This window comes from Novosphingobium sp. MD-1 (assembly GCF_001014975.1).
In the GTDB taxonomy this organism is placed as follows: Bacteria; Pseudomonadota; Alphaproteobacteria; order Sphingomonadales; family Sphingomonadaceae; genus Novosphingobium.
Genome location: NZ_BBXA01000031.1, coordinates 60,877 through 79,230, shown reverse-complemented (window position 1 = coordinate 79,230; position 18,354 = coordinate 60,877). Strand labels below are relative to the sequence as shown.

The 18,354-nt window shown below is 65.4% G+C and carries 19 protein-coding genes and 1 tRNA gene; 12 read left to right on the top strand and 8 right to left on the bottom strand.

Annotated elements, in window-relative coordinates:
- Positions 1-29 precede the first annotated feature (29 nt).
- Positions 30-614, bottom strand: a complete 585-nt coding sequence (locus NMD1_RS16275) for a helix-turn-helix domain-containing protein (protein ID WP_125955575.1) — start codon at positions 612-614, stop codon at positions 30-32.
- A 308-nt stretch (positions 615-922) separates the two neighbouring features.
- Here NMD1_RS16275 and NMD1_RS16270 point away from each other — a divergent pair, with 308 nt between their 5' ends.
- Both NMD1_RS16270 and NMD1_RS16265 read left to right on the top strand, forming a co-directional pair.
- Positions 923-1,582: a response regulator transcription factor gene (locus tag NMD1_RS16270; RefSeq protein WP_125955573.1), complete on the top strand. Its 660-nt coding sequence runs from the start codon at positions 923-925 to the stop codon at positions 1,580-1,582.
- A gap of 19 nt (positions 1,583-1,601) precedes the next feature.
- Entirely contained in the window at positions 1,602-2,033 is a 432-nt protein-coding gene (locus NMD1_RS16265; protein WP_158453986.1) for a response regulator transcription factor, read from the top strand.
- A 13-nt stretch (positions 2,034-2,046) separates the two neighbouring features.
- Here the strand turns inward: NMD1_RS16265 and NMD1_RS16260 are convergent, their stop codons facing one another.
- From NMD1_RS16260 to NMD1_RS16250, 3 genes are all read right to left on the bottom strand, one after another.
- Positions 2,047-3,603, bottom strand: a complete 1,557-nt coding sequence (locus tag NMD1_RS16260; protein WP_158453985.1) for a sensor histidine kinase — start codon at positions 3,601-3,603, stop codon at positions 2,047-2,049.
- Between the two features lie 204 nt (positions 3,604-3,807).
- Positions 3,808-4,377, bottom strand: a complete 570-nt coding sequence (locus NMD1_RS16255) for a carboxymuconolactone decarboxylase family protein (RefSeq protein WP_125955567.1) — start codon at positions 4,375-4,377, stop codon at positions 3,808-3,810.
- 160 nt (positions 4,378-4,537) lie between these two features.
- Positions 4,538-4,627 (bottom strand) — tRNA-Ser (locus NMD1_RS16250).
- A gap of 122 nt (positions 4,628-4,749) precedes the next feature.
- On the opposite strand from NMD1_RS16250, the gene NMD1_RS16245 reads away from it, so the two are divergent.
- The 9 genes from NMD1_RS16245 to NMD1_RS21265 are packed head-to-tail and all read left to right on the top strand — an operon-like array spanning position 4,750 to position 13,047.
- Positions 4,750-5,802 carry a lytic transglycosylase domain-containing protein gene (locus tag NMD1_RS16245; protein ID WP_124807361.1) on the top strand — a complete coding sequence of 351 codons (1,053 nt, stop codon included), beginning with the start codon at positions 4,750-4,752 and terminating at the stop codon, positions 5,800-5,802.
- Entirely contained in the window at positions 5,786-6,883 is a 1,098-nt protein-coding gene (locus NMD1_RS21720; RefSeq protein ID WP_147457755.1) for an SPOR domain-containing protein, read from the top strand. The genes NMD1_RS16245 and NMD1_RS21720 overlap by 17 nt, the downstream gene beginning before the upstream one ends.
- Before the next feature lie 37 nt (positions 6,884-6,920).
- A complete protein-coding gene (locus NMD1_RS16235; RefSeq protein ID WP_233497728.1) occupies positions 6,921-8,096 on the top strand; it encodes a D-alanyl-D-alanine carboxypeptidase family protein in 1,176 nt (391 codons plus the stop codon).
- Positions 8,093-8,722: a dTMP kinase gene (gene tmk / locus NMD1_RS16230; RefSeq protein ID WP_125955565.1), complete on the top strand. Its 630-nt coding sequence runs from the start codon at positions 8,093-8,095 to the stop codon at positions 8,720-8,722. The genes NMD1_RS16235 and tmk overlap by 4 nt, the downstream gene beginning before the upstream one ends.
- Positions 8,719-9,699 (top strand): DNA polymerase III subunit delta', encoded by a 981-nt coding sequence (locus tag NMD1_RS16225; RefSeq protein ID WP_233497726.1) that lies wholly within the window; start codon positions 8,719-8,721, stop codon positions 9,697-9,699. Before tmk ends, NMD1_RS16225 begins: the two co-directional genes overlap by 4 nt.
- A gap of 33 nt (positions 9,700-9,732) precedes the next feature.
- A complete protein-coding gene (gene metG, locus NMD1_RS16220; protein WP_125955563.1) occupies positions 9,733-11,310 on the top strand; it encodes a methionine--tRNA ligase in 1,578 nt (525 codons plus the stop codon).
- Positions 11,310-12,086, top strand: a complete 777-nt coding sequence (locus NMD1_RS16215; RefSeq protein ID WP_125955560.1) for a TatD family hydrolase — start codon at positions 11,310-11,312, stop codon at positions 12,084-12,086. The genes metG and NMD1_RS16215 overlap by 1 nt, the downstream gene beginning before the upstream one ends.
- 10 nt (positions 12,087-12,096) lie before the next feature.
- On the top strand, positions 12,097-12,864 hold the full coding sequence (locus tag NMD1_RS16210; RefSeq protein ID WP_124807365.1) for an MBL fold metallo-hydrolase: 768 nt from the start codon (positions 12,097-12,099) through the stop codon (positions 12,862-12,864).
- Positions 12,865-12,882: 18 nt separating this feature from the next.
- On the top strand, positions 12,883-13,047 hold the full coding sequence (locus tag NMD1_RS21265; RefSeq protein WP_158453984.1) for a hypothetical protein: 165 nt from the start codon (positions 12,883-12,885) through the stop codon (positions 13,045-13,047).
- A 99-nt stretch (positions 13,048-13,146) separates the two neighbouring features.
- Here the strand turns inward: NMD1_RS21265 and NMD1_RS16205 are convergent, their stop codons facing one another.
- Complete coding sequence (locus NMD1_RS16205; protein WP_233497725.1) at positions 13,147-13,845, bottom strand: DUF4197 domain-containing protein; 699 nt, start codon at positions 13,843-13,845, stop codon at positions 13,147-13,149.
- 182 nt (positions 13,846-14,027) lie between these two features.
- Here NMD1_RS16205 and mazG point away from each other — a divergent pair, with 182 nt between their 5' ends.
- Entirely contained in the window at positions 14,028-14,840 is an 813-nt protein-coding gene (gene mazG / locus NMD1_RS16200) for a nucleoside triphosphate pyrophosphohydrolase (protein WP_255352112.1), read from the top strand.
- Here the strand turns inward: mazG and hflX are convergent.
- The 3 genes from hflX to NMD1_RS16185 form a co-directional block, all read right to left on the bottom strand.
- Positions 14,817-16,166: a GTPase HflX gene (gene hflX, locus NMD1_RS16195; protein WP_125955558.1), complete on the bottom strand. Its 1,350-nt coding sequence runs from the start codon at positions 16,164-16,166 to the stop codon at positions 14,817-14,819. The two genes, mazG and hflX, sit on opposite strands and share 24 nt — an antisense overlap.
- Positions 16,167-16,190: 24 nt before the next feature.
- Positions 16,191-16,772 carry an RNA chaperone Hfq gene (gene hfq / locus NMD1_RS16190; RefSeq protein ID WP_124807367.1) on the bottom strand — a complete coding sequence of 194 codons (582 nt, stop codon included), beginning with the start codon at positions 16,770-16,772 and terminating at the stop codon, positions 16,191-16,193.
- 186 nt (positions 16,773-16,958) lie between these two features.
- Positions 16,959-18,344 carry a sigma-54 dependent transcriptional regulator gene (locus NMD1_RS16185; RefSeq protein WP_124807368.1) on the bottom strand — a complete coding sequence of 462 codons (1,386 nt, stop codon included), beginning with the start codon at positions 18,342-18,344 and terminating at the stop codon, positions 16,959-16,961.
- Positions 18,345-18,354 lie beyond the last annotated feature (10 nt).

Below are 18,354 nucleotides of genomic sequence, written 5' to 3'. Positions count from 1 at the left end.
TCAGCGGCCCAGCAGCCTTCCTGCGCTGCTCAGGCGACGCATTGGTGGTCTCGACGCCACGACATCGGAGTTTTTCCCACAATACGACGGAAGAGCCGCGTCAGATGAGCCTGGTCGGTCAGGCCGCAAGCGCACGCGATTTGGGACAGCGTATCGCGCGTGTGGATCATGAGAGTCTGGGCACGCCGCAGGCGCTGGCGGATGACGTAGGCGTGCGGCGTCTCCCCAAGGCTCACCTTGAACGCGCGGCAGAAATGGCCGGTGCTGAGCCTGGCTACGGCAGCAAGTTCCTCCGTGATGAGGGGCGTTTCCAGCTTCTGGTCGATATAATCGGTAACGCGGCGGACCTGCCAGCTTGCCAGCCCTCCCTTGGTCTGGATTATCCCGTTCGAAAGACGCTGCGGAAGGAGAAGCCGGTCAGGCGTTCCTTCATCGAGCTCCTTGTCGAATATGGCCGAGAGCTGCTCCAGATAATGCCGCGCCAGGCCGGGATCGTCGTCAAGCGAACGCCGCGCACCGGCCAGAAGCGACGCGACCTGAAGCGGGGAGATCGATTGCTGGACGCCAGCGGGTTGGATGCGCGCCGCGGACGCGCGTTGCAGCTCTTGAAGCATAATGACTCCCGATCTTGGTTGACGGGAGTGTCGCCGGATCCTTCAGGGTGCGAAATCGAGCGGCGGCTGAGTTGATCATCGCCATCGTTTGAGAAGATTAAACCATGGTCCAGCTTGGCAAGCGAAACTCCCCTGCCGTGGTGCGACGTGCGGCGCCTCAAACAATAGCCTAAAATTCTCCTTTAATGTCAAAACTGTATACAACCTCTGATACCGAACCCCCTCGATAGGGTGGTGCGCCATTAACCCGCCAGGGGCTTGTATCGGATGCGCGTTCCTTGTCCTTTCCTGCCCGGAAAGGACGCGCCATGGCGACGATTCAGATCAAGGCCGGCAACCCCGTCGTCATCATTGTTGACGACGATGCCCTCGTGCGTAGGTCGCTGGAATCGCTGTTCCGTTCGGTGGATTTTGCGGTCCTTGCCTTTGGCTCCGCCCACGATCTCCTTGATGCCGATTTGCCTGACGTGCCGGCTTGTCTCGTCATCGATGTGCGGATGCCGCAGATGGGCGGTTTCGAATGCCATGGACAGCTTCTCGACAGGGGCATCGACATCCCTGCCATTTTCCTGACCGGGCATGGAGACATACCGATGACGGTGAAGGCGATGAAGGCCGGCGCCGTCGATTTCCTGACCAAGCCTTACCGTGAGCAGGACATACTGGAGGCAGTCTACGCGGGCCTCTCGTCGGCCACGGTCAAACGGAGCGCGGGCGAGCAGACGAAAGCCCTTCGCGAACGCTATGCCTTGCTGACGAGGCGCGAGCGGCAGGTCATGGATGGGGTGGTTCGGGGGCTGTTGAACAAGCAGATCGCGGGAAAAATCGGGATCAGCGAGATCACCGTGAAGTTGCACCGCTCCAGCATGATGCGGAAGATGGAAATGCGCACAGTGCCCGATCTGGTGCGGGCAGCCGATGCAATCGCAACACAATTTGCATCCGACGGCTCAAAAATGCCGGCTTAGACTACCGTATGGTTACAGCGTGGTTGCAGCCCATATATCCGGTCCATCAGGCTTTCTGAGGGAGCAGGCAGGGCCGGAGATCATGCGCTTGAGAAATAAAGTCATAGCCGTCATCGACGATGATGCGCGTGTTCGGGCATCCACGGCCAGCCTGCTGCGTTCGTTGGGCTGTGTCGCTATGGCCTATGCCTCGGTTGCGGACTTCCTTGGATCGACCGAAACGGCGGTCGATTGTGTTCTGACCGATCTGCAGATGCCTAGGCTGACCGGACTGGACCTCGGTGCTGCCCTTCTGGAACGGGGGTCCTCCGTGCCCGTGATCCTGATGACGGCATTTCCATCGCCGGGCGTGCGGGCCAAGGCGCGGATGCTGAAGATGGCAGGTTTTCTGGAGAAGCCGCTGCACCCCGATCGGCTTCTCGAGGTTCTTCGGCAGGCGCTTCCCGCATAAGCCGCTCGGCAGGTCATACCCGCGCGGGCAGGGTTAGAGAAACCCGCGTGCCGCCTTCCGGATGGTTCGCCAGCGTTATCTGCCCGTCGTGAAGCTCCACGATGGACCTGCATATCGACAGGCCCAGACCCATGCCGACGGGTTTCGTCGTAAAGAAGGGTTCAAAGAGCTTCTCGCGCGTGGATGCGGGCAAGCCTGGTCCGGTATCGCGCACGATGATGCTGGCCTGGTTCCCGGCGAGGCTGAGGTCGATCTCGATCAGCTTTTCCTCGCGCGACGGAGTTTCCATGGCTTGAAGCGCATTGGCGATGAGATTGAGCAGCAGGTGCTTCAGGAGCACCCGGTCCCCCAGGATCATCACCTCCGGGGCACAGTGGGAAAAGCTTATCCTCGCACCCTGGGCTTCCACGTCCCGCGAAGCGAACGACACGGTATTGCGGATCAGCGTATGCAGGTTCACCGGCGCATTTTCGGTCTGCGAGTTACCGACCAGATTCCGGACGCGCTGCATGACCTCGTGAACGTTGAGCACCGCGTCGTGCAGGCCGGCAAGCGCTTGCCGCGCCTCGTCCAGATCCGGCACGTCGCGCTCAATCCAGCGTTGCGCTGAAAACGCGAATCCCTGGACCGCGGTCAGAGGCTGATTGATCTCGTGCGCGATCATCGCCGACATTGCTCCGAGCGCGGCGCTGCGCTGCACCTTGTCCAGTTCCGATCGCGTACGTTCGACCGTCATTTCGAGCCGCTTGCGCTGGCGAATGTCGAAAATGCTTCCGGGCACGCGATCAAGCCCGCGATCGGGCGACAGGCTGAAGGCGACGAAGATGTCGATCGGCTCCCCGTTTGCGGCGCGAACCTGCGTTTCCGCCTGGAACATATCGCGCCGCTCGTCGATCGCGAGGATGCACTCGCGGAAGCTGGCATCGCTTTCGGGCAGAAAATCGCTCAGATGCTCGAAGAAGGCCTGCTTGGACGGCACGCCCATGAGGTCGAGGGCAGTTTCATTCACATCGGTGATGCGCACGAGCGAGCGCGCCGAGACGACAAAATCGGGATTTTCGTCGAGGAACGCCGGCAGGTCCTCGACCCCGGCCGCTCGCACCGCGGCGATCGCGGCGGCCACGGGGCGAAAGTCATGTTCCCAGATCGCGACGGCCAGCGAATTGAGCGTATCTTCATGACGGCGCTCGCCGCGAGTTGCCCGATCGTCCACCGCTTGCCGATGCAGCAGGAGGGCGGTCGTTACCGCATTCGCGCCCAGGCTGATCACCATGCGCAATGTCGCATCGGCGTGAGCGGTCATGCCATGGACGAAGGCGAAGCTCGCGACGGTGAATAGCGCGCAGACGGCGGACCATCCGAAAATGTGCGCTCGCGCCGCCCGATTGCATGCGAGAAGCAGCACCAGCACGTAAAGAGTGGCGAAGGCGCTTCCGAAGTCGGTGAAAGTGTCCGCCCAGAAGATTGCCACGGCGAGAAGGGCCGCCGCAACCTGCCGCGTAACCGGCAGAGAACGGGAAACACCTGTCCCGGCCACCATTGAAGCTGCCGGATCGGCCGCAAACGCCATCCTATGATGCAAACCGACGGACATCGTTGCATGATGGTGCAGTCATCGGCTCGGCGATAGCCCAAGGCGGGAGCCCATTTCACACCCGGAAGGGGGAGGGATTCACCCCTCCTTGGCTGGCGCGTGGCCCGTCATGGCGATTTCCCGCCGCCATCCCGAAGGAAAGCCGGATCGATGCTCCCGGTCAGCGGGGCCGCTAACGGATCAGGGTTGAGCGGGTACGCGAATGTCGAATGCGTTCAGCGTAATCGCGACAAGGCAGTAGTAGCCGACGAGGTAGAACAGCTCGGTCGCTCCTTCACGACCGAACACGTCCAAAGCGCGATCATAGAGGGCTTGCGGCAGCACACCGCCTTTGACGAGCGTATGGGCAACCTCGAATGCGACCTCCTCTTCGTCGTCAAGATCGTCCGGCCGATTGCCTGACGCTATCGCCTCCACCCGCGCCGCGCTCATCCCGTGAATGGCGGTCGCAACGGCGCCATGCGCGTAGATTTCGTATGCCGCGTCCAGCCGCCCACCGGTCACCAGGATAGCAACCTGACGGGCGCGGTCCGGGATCCTTCGCGCTTGTGTCATCGTCTGCGAGAGATGCCAGATGCCCGATCCGATCTCCGGATCATGCAGCCACGCGTTCCAGGGGCCGAGTAAAGCGCCATCGGCCCGCGTCGTCACGAAGTTCGAATACTTGGCGCTGACGCCTGCCTTCATGCTCTCGAAAAGCGGACGCTGGGTATCAGACAACTGGCCGGGAGTCAGAGGGTCAAGACGCATATCGATCGCTCCTGCTTTCGGAGCGGTCTAGCCGCTCCTGCGGCGGGCGACAGCAGGCGCGCAAAGTTTGCGTCGAATTCGTCCGGTTCATGTTTGGCCTGTCCAAATCGCCATTCCGGCCCCCTGAAGAGCGTGCCGCCGTTGAATTTGCGAGGAAATGTGGCGGACAGGGTGGGATTCGAACCCACGGTGAGCTTGCACCCACGGCGGTTTTCAAGACCGCTGCCTTAAACCACTCGGCCACCTGTCCGCACCGGCGCGACCCGTGGGCGCGCGGCGTGGAGGGGCGATAGCGGCGAACCGCTCCGTCGTGAAGAGGATTTGCGCCGCGGGGGATTCCCAATCGCAGCCCCCTGTGCGAGTGTCGGCCGGATGACGCTTCTTGCCAGTATCCGATCATCGTGGCGCGTGACCGTGGCCGCCGTTGCCGCCCTTGCGCTGGGGGCGCCCGCCAGCGCCCAGAACAGCAGCGAGGAAGCGGGCTTCCAGGGCTATCTCCAGCTTCTCGCCGCCAAGGCGCGCGCCGAAGGGGTGCGCGAATCGACGATCAACAGCGTGCTGCCGGGGCTGACGTTCAATCCGCGCGTGATCGCGTTCGACCGGAGCCAGCCCGGCGGCGGCCCGTCCTCGTCGATTCCGGCGTTCGAACCCTATCGCCGCAAGCATGTCGACGCGGCGCGGATCGGCGGTGGCCGGCGGCAGTACGAGGCGGTGGCCGGGCAGGCCGGCGCGCTCGAACGGCGCTATGGCGTGCCGCTGCCGATCATCCTCGCCATCTGGGGGCACGAGAGCCACTATGGCGGCTATACCGGCGATTTCGATCTGGCCCGCTCGCTGGCGACGCTGGCTTACGAAGGGCGGCGGCGCGATCTGTTCACCGAGGAATTCATCGCGCTGCTGAAGATGATGGACCGGGGCGTGCCGCGCTCCAAGCTGGTCGGAAGCTGGGCCGGGGCATTCGGCAATCCGCAGTTCCTGCCCAGCGTCTATCTGCGCGTGGCGCAGGATGCCGATGGCGATGGGCTGGCCGACATCTGGAGCAGCCGGGCCGATACACTGGCCTCGATCGGCAATTATTTCCGCGATGCCGGATGGCGTCCGGGCGAGCCGTGGGGCCTTGCCGTCAGCGTGCCGGACGGGCTTGACCGCGCCGCGCTGGGCACGGCGCTGGCCAGCCCGCGCTGCCCCCAGGTGTTCGCGCGGCACAGCCGCTGGAAGACCATGCGCGAATGGCGCGCGCTGGGGCTGGCGCCGAAATCGGGCGTCTGGCCGGGCGACGATGTGCTGGCCTCGCTGCTGGAACCGGACGGGCGGGGACGAACCGCCTATCTGCTAACCGGAAATTATCGAGTTATCCTCGATTACAACTGCTCGAACTTTTACGCTCTGTCCGTAGGACTTCTTGCAGATGAGATCAGCCGTTAGCCGCTTCGCTTCCGCCACCGCGATGATCGCGGTGACCACCCTTGCCTTTTCGGTTCCCGCGATGGGCGAAATGGCGCTGGCGAAAGGCCCGCCCGCAGCCGATGAAGACCGCGCCGGCCCGGCGGGCGATTACCCGATGGTGCTGGGCGCGCCGTTCATGGTCGATGGCGTTACCTATACGCCCGCCGATACGATGAACTACGATGCGGTCGGCTATGCCGGCGAGGACGGAGGCGAAGGCATCAGCGGCGCGCATCGCACGCTGCCTCTGCCCAGCTACGTGGAAGTGACGGCGCTCGATTCGGGCAAGACAATCCTCGTCCGGCTTGAACGGCGCGGGCCGATGTCGGGCAAAATGCTGTTGGACCTCTCGCCCGCCGCGTGGGCGCAACTGGGGTTGGCGCCGGGATCGCAGGCGCCGGTGCGCGTCCGCCGCGTGAATCCGATCGAGCCGGAACGCGCCTTGCTACGGCAGGGCGAACAGGCCCCGGCGCGCATGGATACGCCGCCGGGCCTGCTCACCGCGCTGCGCCGCAAACTGGGCACCGCGACCGGCGTGACACTGGTCCCCACCGCGACACCCGCGCCGGTGGCCACGCCGCACCCCGTGTCTCCGCCCGCCATGGCGCCAAGGCCGGCGGCGTCCCCGGCACCGAAGCCGGTGTTGCGCCCCTCTCCGCCCGTGCCGGTGCCAGTCTCGGCTGCAACGCCCGCGCCGAAGCCGGCCCCGGCAGCGAAACCCGCACCGCATCCCGTGGCCACACCAACGCCACGCGCGACGCCTGCGCCAAGGCCGGCTCCGGCAGCGACGCCGTTACCCAAGCCGGCTCCGAAACCCGCGCCCAAGCCGGCACCCGCCGCCGCGCGCCAGGCCGCCGGCCTCTTCGTGCAGGTCGGCGCGTTTTCCACGCGGCAACGGGCCGAAACGGTCGCCCGGGCGGCCGGTGGCGGCGTGACGGCCGCGGGATCGCTGTGGCGCGTGCGCAGCGGCCCCTTCGCCACACAGGCGGAAGCAGATGCGGCCTTGGCGAAAGCGCGTCGCTCCGGCTATGCGGATGCGCGGATTCTGCGCGCGCCCTGAAAGGGGCAGGGAATCCGCAAGCCTCCGGGGATGCCGATTGCCTGAACGCCCGTATCTTTTACCGCTGATGACGCTGACGGTGCTGTCCTTTGGCGCGGCGCCTTCAGCCGCCACGGTGCAGGCGCCGCCGGCGATGGCCATGCCGCAGCTCGATGCGCCAACGGCTTACATGGTCGATGTCAGTTCCGGGCGCGTGCTGTTCGAGCGCGATGCCCATCGGCGGTTCATTCCGGCCTCGCTGACCAAGATCATGACGAGCTATGTCGCCTTCGAACTCGTCGCGCAGGGCAAGCTTTCGCTCGATCGCAAGCTGCCGGTCCGCCATGACACGTTCAAACAGTGGCGCGGCGTGGGCAGCACGATGTTCCTTGCGGACGGCGCTGAAGTGACCGTGGCGGATCTGCTGCGCGGCATCGTCACCGTATCGGCCAACGATGCCTGCGTGGTGCTGGCGGAAGGCGTGGCCGGCAGCGTGCCGGCCTTCACCGCGATGATGAATGCCGAAGCGCGCAAACTGGGCATGCGCGATACGCACTACAACACCCCCAACGGCTGGCCCGACGGGGGGCAGACTTATGTCTCTGCCGCCGACCTCGCCACGCTGAGCCAGGCGCTGATCCTGCGTCACCCCCAACTCTACCGCCGCTTCTATGGCCACGCGAAAATGGACTGGGACGGCATCGAGCAGGAAAACCACAACCCGCTTTACGGCTACACCGCCGGCGCGGACGGGGTGAAGACCGGCTTCACCAACGAAGCCGGCTACGGTTTCGTGGGGTCGGCCATCCGCAACGGCCGGCGCATCATCATGGTCGTCGGGGGCTATGACAAGCCGGCCCTGCGCGCGAAGCAGTCGCGCGATTTCATGGAATGGGGTTTCGCCGCCTGGCGGGAACGGCCGCTGTATGGCCCCGGCGCGCTGGTGGGCGAAGCGCGCGTGCGCGGCGGGACAAGCCGGGCAGTGCGGCTGATCGCGCCCCGGACGCTGGCGATTTCGATGCCGGCCGGCGAGCGCGCGGGCTATACGCTCTCGATCCGTTACAAGGGGCCATTGCGCGCCCCCATCGCGAGGGGGCAGGAAGTGGCCACGTTGATCGCCAAGGTTCCCGGACTGCCCGATGAACGCCTGCCGCTGATCGCGGCGGATGCCGTGGACGCCGGCGGACCGGTAGCGCGAATGCGCGATGGCCTGCTTTCGCTGGTCGGGCGATGACAGGGCGCTTCATCGCATTCGAGGGCGGCGAAGGGGCTGGCAAGTCCACGCAGGCCCGTCTGCTGGCCAAGGCGCTGCGCCGGCGCGGGGTAGAAGTGATCGTCACGCGCGAGCCGGGCGGTACCGCCGGCGCCGAAGCGATCCGCGCGCTGTTGCTGTCCACCGAGGGCGAGGGCTGGGGCGCGCGGGCCGAAGCCCTGCTGTTCGCCGCCGCGCGGGCCGATCATGTCGAACGGCTGATCCGTCCGGCGCTGGCGCGCGGCGCCTGGGTGATCTGCGACCGGTTCCTCGACAGCAGCCGCGCCTACCAGGGCGGCGGTGGCGGGCTTTCGGATGATGACATCCGCACCCTGCACCGGATCGGCAGCGAGGGACTGCTACCCGATCTGACGCTCCTGCTGGAACTACCGGCGGACGAGGCGGACAGAAGGCTGGCGTTGCGTGATACGAACGGCGCCGATCGCATCGGCGGGCGCGCGGCTCCCTATCACGCGCGCGTGGCCAGCGCGTTCCGGCGGTTTGCCGAGGAAGAGCCGACCCGTTTTGCTCGGATCGACGCCGCCGGATCGCCCGAGGCGGTGCACGATCGCATCGTTGCCGCGCTCGACCGGATGCCCTCGCCATGATCGTGCCGGCAAACGCGCCGATGATCGGCCACGAGGAGCCCTGGCGTACCTGGCGCGCTGCCATGGCCGGGCACCGGATGCACCACGCCTGGCTGCTGGCTGGCCGCGAAGGGCTGGGCAAAGCCAGCTTCGCGCGGATGGCGGCGGCGGAACTGGTCGCGGAAAGGGGCATTCCCCAGCCGCCACCGGACTCCCACCCCGATATTTTCACGCTGTCGCCGTTGCCGGCCAACGATGACGAGGCGAAGAAGAAGGCGGACGGCAAGCCCTATCTCACCAAGCGGAACATTTCCGTCGATCAGGTGCGCGAGATGCAGCGGCGCCTGGTAACCCGCCCCACGCTGGGCGCGCGCCGGGCGGTCATCATCGACGCCGGGGACCAGCTGGAAAAGAGCGCGGTCAATGCCCTGCTGAAAAGTCTTGAGGAACCGCCGCAAGGCACTTTCTTCCTGCTGGTGGTGCATGGGCTGGGCCGGCTGCTGCCGACGATCCGTTCGCGCTGCCTTGTCATGCGGTTCCACCCGCTCGACCGGGACCAACTCGCGCGGGCGGTCGATGCGGCGACGCCGGGGCTGGACAGCGCGACGCGTGCGGCCGCGATCGCGGTCGCCGGGGGATCGCCGGGCGCGGCCATCGCTTTCGCCGAGCAGGATCTCGGCAAGGTGCACGGCCTGTTCCGCAAGCTCGTGGCGCAGGGCGATGCCGATTTCGCCCTGCGCGGGGCCTTGAGTGGAGCGATGGGGCAGCGGCCCGACCGGGAGCGCCAGCTCGCCGCGATCGAATGCGCGCGCATGGTGCTGGTGGAGCATATGCGTGATGGGGACGACGATTCCCGCTTCCGCATCGCCGATGCCCATGCCGCGCTGGTCCGCCTTGCCGGGCAGGCGCCGACCTACAACTTCGACCCGGCCTTGCTGATGATGGAAATCGGCGGGTTGCTGGCATCGGTCGCGCGCACTAGGGAAGGGGCGCATTAAGCGCATGTCTCCAGAGTGAAAGCGACCGGCCCGATGGGCGAACCTTATTACGTTACCACTGCCATCAGCTATCCCAACGGCAAGCCGCACATCGGCCATGCATATGAGGCGATTGCCGCCGACGTCATCACGCGCTTCCAGAAATCGATGGGGCGCGATGCGCGCCTGCAGACCGGAACGGACGAGCACGGCCTGAAGATGGCGCAGAAGGCGCGCGAACTGGGTGTGACACCAAAGCAGCTTAGCGATGAAATGTCACAATATTTCATTGATATGTGTGATGCCCTGAACGTCGATTATGATCGCTTCCAGCGCACCACCGAACCGGGGCATCACCTTGCCACGCAGGAACTGTGGCGGCGCATGGAGGCCAACGGCGATCTTTATCTCAGCCGCTACGAGGGCTGGTACTCGATCCGCGACGAAGCCTATTACGACGAGAGCGAACTCGTGGCGGGGGAAGGGGGCGAGAAGCTCTCGCCGCAGGGAACGCCGGTCGAATGGACGGTGGAGGAGAGCTGGTTCTTCCGCTTGTCCGCCTATGGCGAGAAATTGCTGGCGCACTATCGCGACAATCCCGATTTCATCCGGCCCGAAAGCCGCCGCAACGAGATGATCGCCTTCGTCAGCCAGGGGCTGCGCGATCTGTCGGTCTCACGCACCAGCTTTGACTGGGGCGTCAAGGTGCCCGGCAGCGAAAACCACGTCATGTACGTGTGGGTGGACGCGCTGACCAACTACCTGACCGGCCTTGGCTGGCCCGAAGAGACGGCGGAGTTCAAGGCCTACTGGCCGGCGAACCTGCACCTGATCGGCAAGGACATCGTCCGCTTCCATACGATCTACTGGCCGGCCTTCCTGATGAGTGCGGGCCTGCCGCTGCCCCGCCAGGTGTTCGGCCATGGCTTCCTGCTCAACCGGGGGCAGAAGGAATCGAAGTCGCTCGGCAACGTCACCGATCCGCTGGCGCTGGCCGCACGGTTCGGAGTCGATCCGCTGCGCTATTTCTTCCTGCGCGAAGTCGCGTTCGGGCAGGACGGCAGCTATTCGCCGGAAGCCATCGTCACCCGCTGCAACGCCGAGCTGGCGAACAGCTATGGCAACCTGGTCCAGCGCGTTCTGTCCATGATCTTCAAGAACCTGGATGGCGAACTTGGCGCGTTTTCGAGCACCGAGACGGACGATGCCTTGCTGGCCATCGTGGCGCTCGCCTGCCGTGACGAACTGCCCGCCGCGTTTGCCGATCTGAACTTCTCGACCGGGATCGACGCCTGGATGCGCGCGGTGTTCGCCTGCAACCAGTACATCGACGAGCAGGCTCCGTGGACCTTGCGCAAGACCGATCCGGAGCGGATGCGCGCCGTCCTGCTGACCCTGTTCATGGCCATTCGCGATCTGACCATCGCGATCCTTCCCGTGGTTCCCGATGCGGCGAACAAGGTGCTGGACCAGCTGGGCATTCCGCCGGCCGAACGCAACATCGCCAATCTCACCGACGCGGACTGGTACATGGCGCGCGTCGCCACCGGGGAGCGCCTGGCGCAGCCGGTCGGCGCGTTCCCGCGCCTCGAACTGCCCGCCGATGCCGAAGGCGCGGAAACGGACGCCTGATGCTGATCGATTCCCACTGCCATCTGAATTACAAGGGCCTGGTCGAGCATCAGGACGCGGTGCTGGCGCGCGCGCGCGAAACCGGCGTGCAGGGCTTTCTCAACATCGCCACGCGCGAGCGCGAATGGGCCGACATCATTGCCACCGCGCATCGCGAACCGGATGTCTGGGCCACGGTGGGCATCCACCCCCACGAAGCCGATGCTCATGCGGACCTTGGCGAAAGCGTGCTGCTCGCGGCGACGCGCGACAGCCGGGTCATCGGCATCGGCGAAACCGGGCTGGACTACTTCTATGATCATTCGGATCGCGCCGTGCAGCAGGACCTGTTCCGGGCGCATATTCGCGTGGCGCGCGAAACCGGGCTGCCGCTGATCATCCACACCCGCGATGCCGAGGAGGATACCGCCCGCATCCTGACCGAGGAAATGGGGAAGGGGACCTTCCCCGCGCTGATCCATTGCTTCACCGCGTCGGCCGATCTGGCCCGGACCGCGCTGGACCTTGGCCTGACGATTTCGCTTTCCGGCATCGTGACGTTCAAGAACGCCAAGGACTTGCAGGCGATTGCGGCGGAACTGCCTGAAGACCGCCTGCTGGTCGAGACCGACGCTCCGTTTCTGGCTCCTGTGCCGCATCGCGGCAAGACTTGCGAGCCGGCGTTCGTGTCCGACACGTGCGCGTTCGTGGCCGGGTTGCGCGGCATCAGCAGCGAGCGTCTGGCCGAGGTGACCGGGGAAAACTTCTTTCGGCTGTTCCGCAAGGCCAGCCTGTGAAAGCCGCCGCGTGAAGCTGACTGTCCTGGGGTCCGGCACGTCGACCGGCGTTCCGCGCATCGGCAACGACTGGGGCGCATGCGATCCGGAGGAGCCGCGCAACCGCCGAACGCGCGTGGCGATCGTGGTGGAAGGCGCCGATGGTTCGCGCCTGCTGGTCGATACGCCGACGGACTTGCGCCAGCAATTGCTGGCCACCGGAATTGACCGGCTCGACGGCGTGTTGTGGACGCACGATCACGCCGATCACACGCATGGCATCGATGATCTGCGACCGCTGCGCATGGGGCGTGGCGGGCCTTTGCCGGGCTATGCAGCCGAAGAAACGGTCCGCCGCCTGCGCCAGCGCTTCGGCTATGTCTTTGCCGGCCAGCACGGCTATCACACGATTTGCAATCTCGATAATCTCGACCGCGTGCGCATGATCGCCGGCATCGGCATCAGCCATTGCCAGATGCCGCACGGCCCCGCGCAATCCACCGCGTTTCGCTTCGATCAAGACGGAAAATCAATAGGTTACGCAACAGATTTCAGCGAGATAAATGCGGATATGGTGGCGCTGTTCGATCGGGTGGACGTGCTGGTTGTCGATGCCTTGCGCCGGCAGCCGCATCCCACGCACGCGCATCTGGCCATGGCGCTCGAGCTGGTCGAGGCGTGCCGCGCCGGGCGCGCCGTCCTGACGCATCTCGACAAGAGCATGGATTACCGTACGCTTTGCGACGAGACGCCGCCGCATGTCGATCCCGGTTATGACGGGATGGAGATCGAACTCTAAGGCCGAAGGATCGCCACCGTGACCGATCAATGGATCAGCATTATCGGAATCCTTGCCGCGCTGGTCCTGGTGCTTTCCAATCGTCGGCTGACACGATTGCCGCTGGGAACGAAAGCCTGGATGGCCTTGGCGTGGGTTGCCATCATCGCTGTAGCGGCGCTCGCGTTCAGCCGGTTGAGGTGATCGGAGCGCCCTTCTGCTTCGACGTCAATTTACATAATACTTATTATCGCACTTAATGAGGCGATATGATGGGGGATGCCGATCGCTTCCCCCGGTGCCTCAGTTTCCGAGAATGCCCTTGAGCAAGGAACCGGCGGTTCCGGCGGGATTGGCGCGCAGCCGGCCTTCCTCGCTGCCGATGTACTTGAAGATGCCGTTCAGCGCCTGATCGGTCACCGAATTGCCAAGCTTGTCGCGCGTGATGCCGGCGGCCGAAATCAGGCTGGAGCGGCGCGACAGGCTATCGAGCTGGTTGAACGCGCCGACCTTGCCGAGCGCGGCGTTGATCAGCGGGCGCATCTTGCCGGTCAGCTCGGCACCGGCGCTGCGCCGCAGATACTGGCTGGCCCCGTCGTTCTGCGAAACGATGCCGGGAACGTCGTTCAGCGACAGGCGGCTGATCGCGGCGCGGAAGATCGGCTTGGCTTCCTTGGCGGCAAGGCCCGCCGCATCATTGAGCTTGCGGGTGATGCCGTCCGTCAGCCCCAGCCGGTCGCCGGCGCCCAACACCGATCCCAGCGCACCGCCCAGTCCGCCGGCATTGCCCACCAGCGGCAGCAGGATGCGCACCGCGCTATCGTTGTAGAACGCGCCGGGCTGAGCCAGCTTGTCGAGCGCGCTGTCCGAGGCATTGCCGAGAATGCCGGTCAGGCCGCTGCCGAGGACCTGCGCCTGCGCGGTTGCGCCGAACAGGGGTGCCACGGCCATGGACGCCATGCCCGCCAGAACCATACGCCGCTGCTGATCGTGTTCCGCCATGGTCGAACGTCCTTTCCCGAAGTGCTCCCCGACGGTTTCACATGCGCCGGATCGGATCAAGGGAGCGGTGGGCGAGAATGCTCCATTCCGCCCCAGATCCGATGATCGATGCGCCGCCGGTGACATCGCCGTTGCGCTGGCATAGGGAACAAACTGCCCTTCCCCGGCCAGGACGATTCCCCGTGACAACGCCAGCATCCACTCCCCTGCCCGCCGACGCGATATCCCGCATTCTGGCGATCATGGCGCGGTTGCGCGATCCGCAATCGGGGTGCGAATGGGACCGGGCGCAGACTTTCGCCACCATCTTCCCCTACACGATCGAGGAAGCCTACGAAGTGGCCGATGCGATCACGCGCGGCGACATGGCGGCGCTGCGCGAGGAACTGGGCGATCTGCTGTTCCAGGTGGTGTTCCACAGCCGCATGGCCGAGGAAGCCGGCCTGTTCGCCTTCGCCGACGTCGCCAACGCGATTTCGGACAAGATGGAGAAACGGCATCCGCATATCTTCGGCGATGCCAGCACTGGGGACGGCGATCCGGACCAGTCCCGCGAGGACCGGTGGGAAGCGCTCAAGGCGGGCGAACGGGCCGCCAAGGGCGAACAAAGCGCCATGGACGGCGTGGCCGTTGCCCTGCCCGCGCTGATGCGTGCGGAAAAGCTCCAGAAACGGGCCGCGCGGCAAGGCTTCGACTGGCCCGACACCGTCGGGCCGGCAGTCAAGCTGGCCGAGGAAGCCGCTGAACTGGAAGCCGCGCGGAACGATGCGGAACGGCTGGAAGAAGCGGGGGATTTGCTGTTCGCCGCCGTCAACGTGGTCAGAAGCCACGGCATTGCGCCCGAAGACGCGCTGCGGGCCGCCAACGCAAAGTTCGAGCGGCGCTTCCGGGCGATGGAAGCCATGGCGGGGGGGCGCTTTGCCGATCTGACGCTGGATGAACAGGAAGCGCTGTGGCAGGCGGTCAAGGCGTCAGAGGCTGTTGAAGCGCCCTAGTTCGCGCGGCGTCAGCCGCACTTTCAGGCGCACCTGCGGTTCGCCGGTTGCGCTTTCGACTTCACGTTCCGACAGAACCTCGCCATGCGCATGGAGCCACGCCAGCTTCTGGCCGTCGCCCATCGGGATCGAGAGTTCCAGCTCGGTCGCGCCGCCGGTCAGCATCGTGCCCAGGCTCGCAAGCAGGTCGTCCACACCCTCGCCCGTCATCGCGGAAATCGGCACGACCGGACGGTCTGGCACGTCGGCCGCGATCAGGTCCAGCCGCATCGCGCGCTCGTCGGCCGGGAGCAGGTCCCACTTGTTCCACGCCTCGATGATCGGAATGGTGGCCCCCTCCTCCCCGATCACGCCGAGATCGGCGAGGACTTCCTCGACCTGCTTCTTCTGCGCGGACGTGGCCGGGTTGGCGATATCGCGGACATGGACGATGACGTCCGCCGCCGTCACTTCCTCCAGCGTGGCGCGGAAAGCGGCGATAAGCTGGGTCGGCAGATCGGAAATGAAACCCACGGTATCGGAAAGGATCGCCTTTTCAACGCCCGGCAGGCGGATCGCCCGCATCGTGGGGTCCAGCGTGGCGAACAGCAGGTCTTCGGCCATGACGCCGGCGCCGGTCAGGCGGTTGAACAGCGTGGACTTGCCCGCGTTGGTGTAGCCGACCAGCGCGATGATCGGCCAGGGCGCGCGCTGGCGCCGGTCACGGTGGAGCCCGCGCGTGCGGCGGACCTGCTCCAGTTCGCGGCGGATGCGCGCCATGCGGTTGCGGATCAGGCGCCGGTCGGCCTCGATCTGGGTCTCGCCCGGACCGCCCAGGAAGCCGAAGCCGCCGCGCTGGCGTTCAAGGTGGGTCCAGCTGCGCACGAGCCGCCCCGCCTGGTAATCGAGATGGGCGAGTTCGACCTGCAAGCGCCCTTCGGCAGTCGCCGCACGCTCGCCGAAGATCTCGAGGATCAGGCCGGTGCGGTCGATGACCTTGCGCTTGAGCTTGTCTTCGAGATTGCGCTGCTGGATCGCCGAAAGCGCGCCATCGACGATGACGAGTTCGGCATCGGACTGGTTGGCGGCAACCGCCATCCGTTCCACTTGCCCTTCGCCGAACAGGGTGGCGGGACGCACCGCGCGGATCGGCAGGACGAAAGCGTCGACCACCTCGATTCCGATCGCGAGGGCCAGCCCCTTCCCTTCTTCCAGGCGCGCCTCGGTATCGTCGCCCAGCCCGCCGCCGCGCTGCCGGATATCCGGCAGGACGACAAGCGCGCGGGCGCCGCGGGCCACTTCATTGCGCTGTTCTTCGGAGCGGTTCCCGAACTCGAACGAACTCATCAGGACGCGTCCGAAGCCACCGGGTCAGGCGCTTTCGCCGTCCCAATCGCCGGTCAGGTCGACATGGCCTGCGGGCTGGATGGTGGAAACCGCGTGCTTGTAGGCAAGCTGGACGTAGCCTTCGCGCTCCAGCAGCATGCAGAACAGGTCATAGGCCGCGACCTTGCCCTGCAGCATCACGCCGTTGACGAGGAACATCGTCACCTGCACGCCGGCATCGCGCACGCTCGACAGGAACACTTCCTGCAACAGCCGCTTGCGGCCGCCTTCGTCATTCGCGCCCTGGAAGTGCGCCACGGAAAGCTGCTGACCCGGCATGATCGTGGAAATCGCGTGCTTGTAGACAAGCTGCGATTGCCCATCCCGGCGGAGCAGGATGGAGAAATTGTCGAACCACGTCACGATGCCCTGCAGCTTCACGCCCTTCACCAGGAACATGGTGACGGGGATCTTGTTCTTGCGCAGGTGGTTCAGGAAAAGGTCCTGAAGGTTCTGGCCCTTGGCCCCGCCTGCCGGCGCGCCGGACTGGGGTGCGGGGGCCGTTTCGGCCGCGGGAGCCGCTTCGGCCTTGGCGCGCGGACGTGCGGAAAGTGTCTTGCCGGTCATTCTTGTGACTCCTTCGTATTGGCGCGCCCTTTGTGGCGTCGCGATCTGGCGTGTTCGAAGCTCCGTCGCCGGAACCCGTTCAAGCCGGTTTCGATGACTCTCTTATTGCGGGAACCCTTGCGCGTAAACTTGGAAAATGCGCAAGAGTTCCGACAGAAAACGCAATTGCCCCCTCGCCGTCGGAAATCAGTCGTCGATTTCGTCTTCGCGCCGGTCGACCATGCCCAGCAGCTTGAGCTTGCGGTGCAGCGCCGAGCGCTCCATGCCGATGAAGTTCGCGGTTTTCGAGATATTGCCCGAAAAGCGCCGGATCTGGACCTTGAGATATTCCCGCTCGAAGTTCTCGCGCGCTTCGCGCAGCGGCACGCCCATCAGCGCCGGCGTACCCGCTTCCGCCCCCAGGCGGCCGCTGACGATTTCGGACGGCAGCATGTCGGAATCGATCCGTCCCAACCGGTCGCGCGGTGCCAGGATGACGGTCCGTTCCACGACATTGCGCAGTTCGCGCACGTTGCCGGGCCAGTCGTGGCTTTGCAGCGCGGCCATGGCCTCTGGCGATATGGCCGGCGGGGTAATTCCCTGCTCGGTGGCGTAGCGGGTGAAGAAATGGTCCACCAGCGCGGGAATATCGTCGCGCCGTTCCGCCAGCGAGGGAATCGTCACCGGCACGACATTGAGCCGGTAGTAAAGGTCCTCGCGAAAGCGTCGTTCGGCGATTTCCTTTTCCAGCGGACGTGACGACGACGAGACCACGCGCACGTCCACGCGGATCTGGCGATGCCCGCCCACGCGCACGAACGATTGTTCCGTCAGCACGCGCAGGATGCGCGCCTGGCTGGAAGGCGGCATGTCCGCGACTTCATCGAGAAACAGCGTGCCACCATCGGCCATTTCGAGCAGCCCGGCCCGAACCAGCTTGCCATCGGCTTCTTCCCCGAACAGTTCCTGTTCGAACCGTTCGGGCGTGATCCGGGCGGAATTGACCGTGACGAACGCGCTTTGCGCGCGCGGGCTCCAGCTGTGAAGAAGGCGCGCGGCCACTTCCTTGCCCGATCCCGCCGGGCCTGAAATCAGCAGGCGGCTGCCGGTGTTGGCCACGCGCTTCAGCGTGGCGCGCACCGCATTGATCGAGGAACTGTTGCCGGTGAACTCGTCAGCGGTGGCAAAGCCGCTGCGCAGCCGCGCGTTCTCGCGACGGAGTCTTTCGGTCTCGGTGGCGCGCTCGACCAGCAACAACAGGCGTTCCGCCTCGAACGGCTTTTCGATGAAGTCCATCGCGCCGCGGCTGATCGCGGATACCGCGGTATCGATGCCGCCATGACCGGAAAAGATGATCACCGGCAGTTCCGGCTCGCGCTTCTTGATCTCGTCCAGCACTTCCAGCCCGTCCATCGGGCTGCCGTGAAGCCATACGTCGAGCAGGACGAGGCTGGGCCGGCGCTCGTCGATCGCCGCCAGCGCGGCGGTGCTGTCGGCGGCAAGACGGCAGCCATAGCCTTCGTCGCTGAGGACGCCCGCGACGAGTTCGCGAATATCGCGTTCATCGTCAACGATCAGGATATCGAGTGCCATGTGCGGGTTC

Bases quoted from the DNA above. Each gene is read 5' to 3' on its own strand.
- NMD1_RS16275 (WP_125955575.1), bottom strand. From the start codon at position 614: ATGCTTCAAGAGCTGCAACGCGCGTCCGCGGCGCGCATCCAACCCGCT.
- NMD1_RS16270 (WP_125955573.1), top strand. From the start codon at position 923: ATGGCGACGATTCAGATCAAGGCCGGCAACCCCGTCGTCATCATTGTT.
- NMD1_RS16260 (WP_158453985.1), bottom strand. From the start codon at position 3,603: ATGGCGTTTGCGGCCGATCCGGCAGCTTCAATGGTGGCCGGGACAGGT.
- NMD1_RS16255 (WP_125955567.1), bottom strand. From the start codon at position 4,377: ATGCGTCTTGACCCTCTGACTCCCGGCCAGTTGTCTGATACCCAGCGT.
- NMD1_RS16245 (WP_124807361.1), top strand. From the start codon at position 4,750: ATGACGCTTCTTGCCAGTATCCGATCATCGTGGCGCGTGACCGTGGCC.
- NMD1_RS21720 (WP_147457755.1), top strand. From the start codon at position 5,786: ATGAGATCAGCCGTTAGCCGCTTCGCTTCCGCCACCGCGATGATCGCG.
- tmk (WP_125955565.1), top strand. From the start codon at position 8,093: ATGACAGGGCGCTTCATCGCATTCGAGGGCGGCGAAGGGGCTGGCAAG.
- NMD1_RS16225 (WP_233497726.1), top strand. From the start codon at position 8,719: ATGATCGTGCCGGCAAACGCGCCGATGATCGGCCACGAGGAGCCCTGG.
- metG (WP_125955563.1), top strand. From the start codon at position 9,733: ATGGGCGAACCTTATTACGTTACCACTGCCATCAGCTATCCCAACGGC.
- NMD1_RS16215 (WP_125955560.1), top strand. From the start codon at position 11,310: ATGCTGATCGATTCCCACTGCCATCTGAATTACAAGGGCCTGGTCGAG.
- NMD1_RS16205 (WP_233497725.1), bottom strand. From the start codon at position 13,845: ATGGCGGAACACGATCAGCAGCGGCGTATGGTTCTGGCGGGCATGGCG.
- hflX (WP_125955558.1), bottom strand. From the start codon at position 16,166: ATGAGTTCGTTCGAGTTCGGGAACCGCTCCGAAGAACAGCGCAATGAA.
- hfq (WP_124807367.1), bottom strand. From the start codon at position 16,772: ATGACCGGCAAGACACTTTCCGCACGTCCGCGCGCCAAGGCCGAAGCG.
- NMD1_RS16185 (WP_124807368.1), bottom strand. From the start codon at position 18,344: ATGGCACTCGATATCCTGATCGTTGACGATGAACGCGATATTCGCGAA.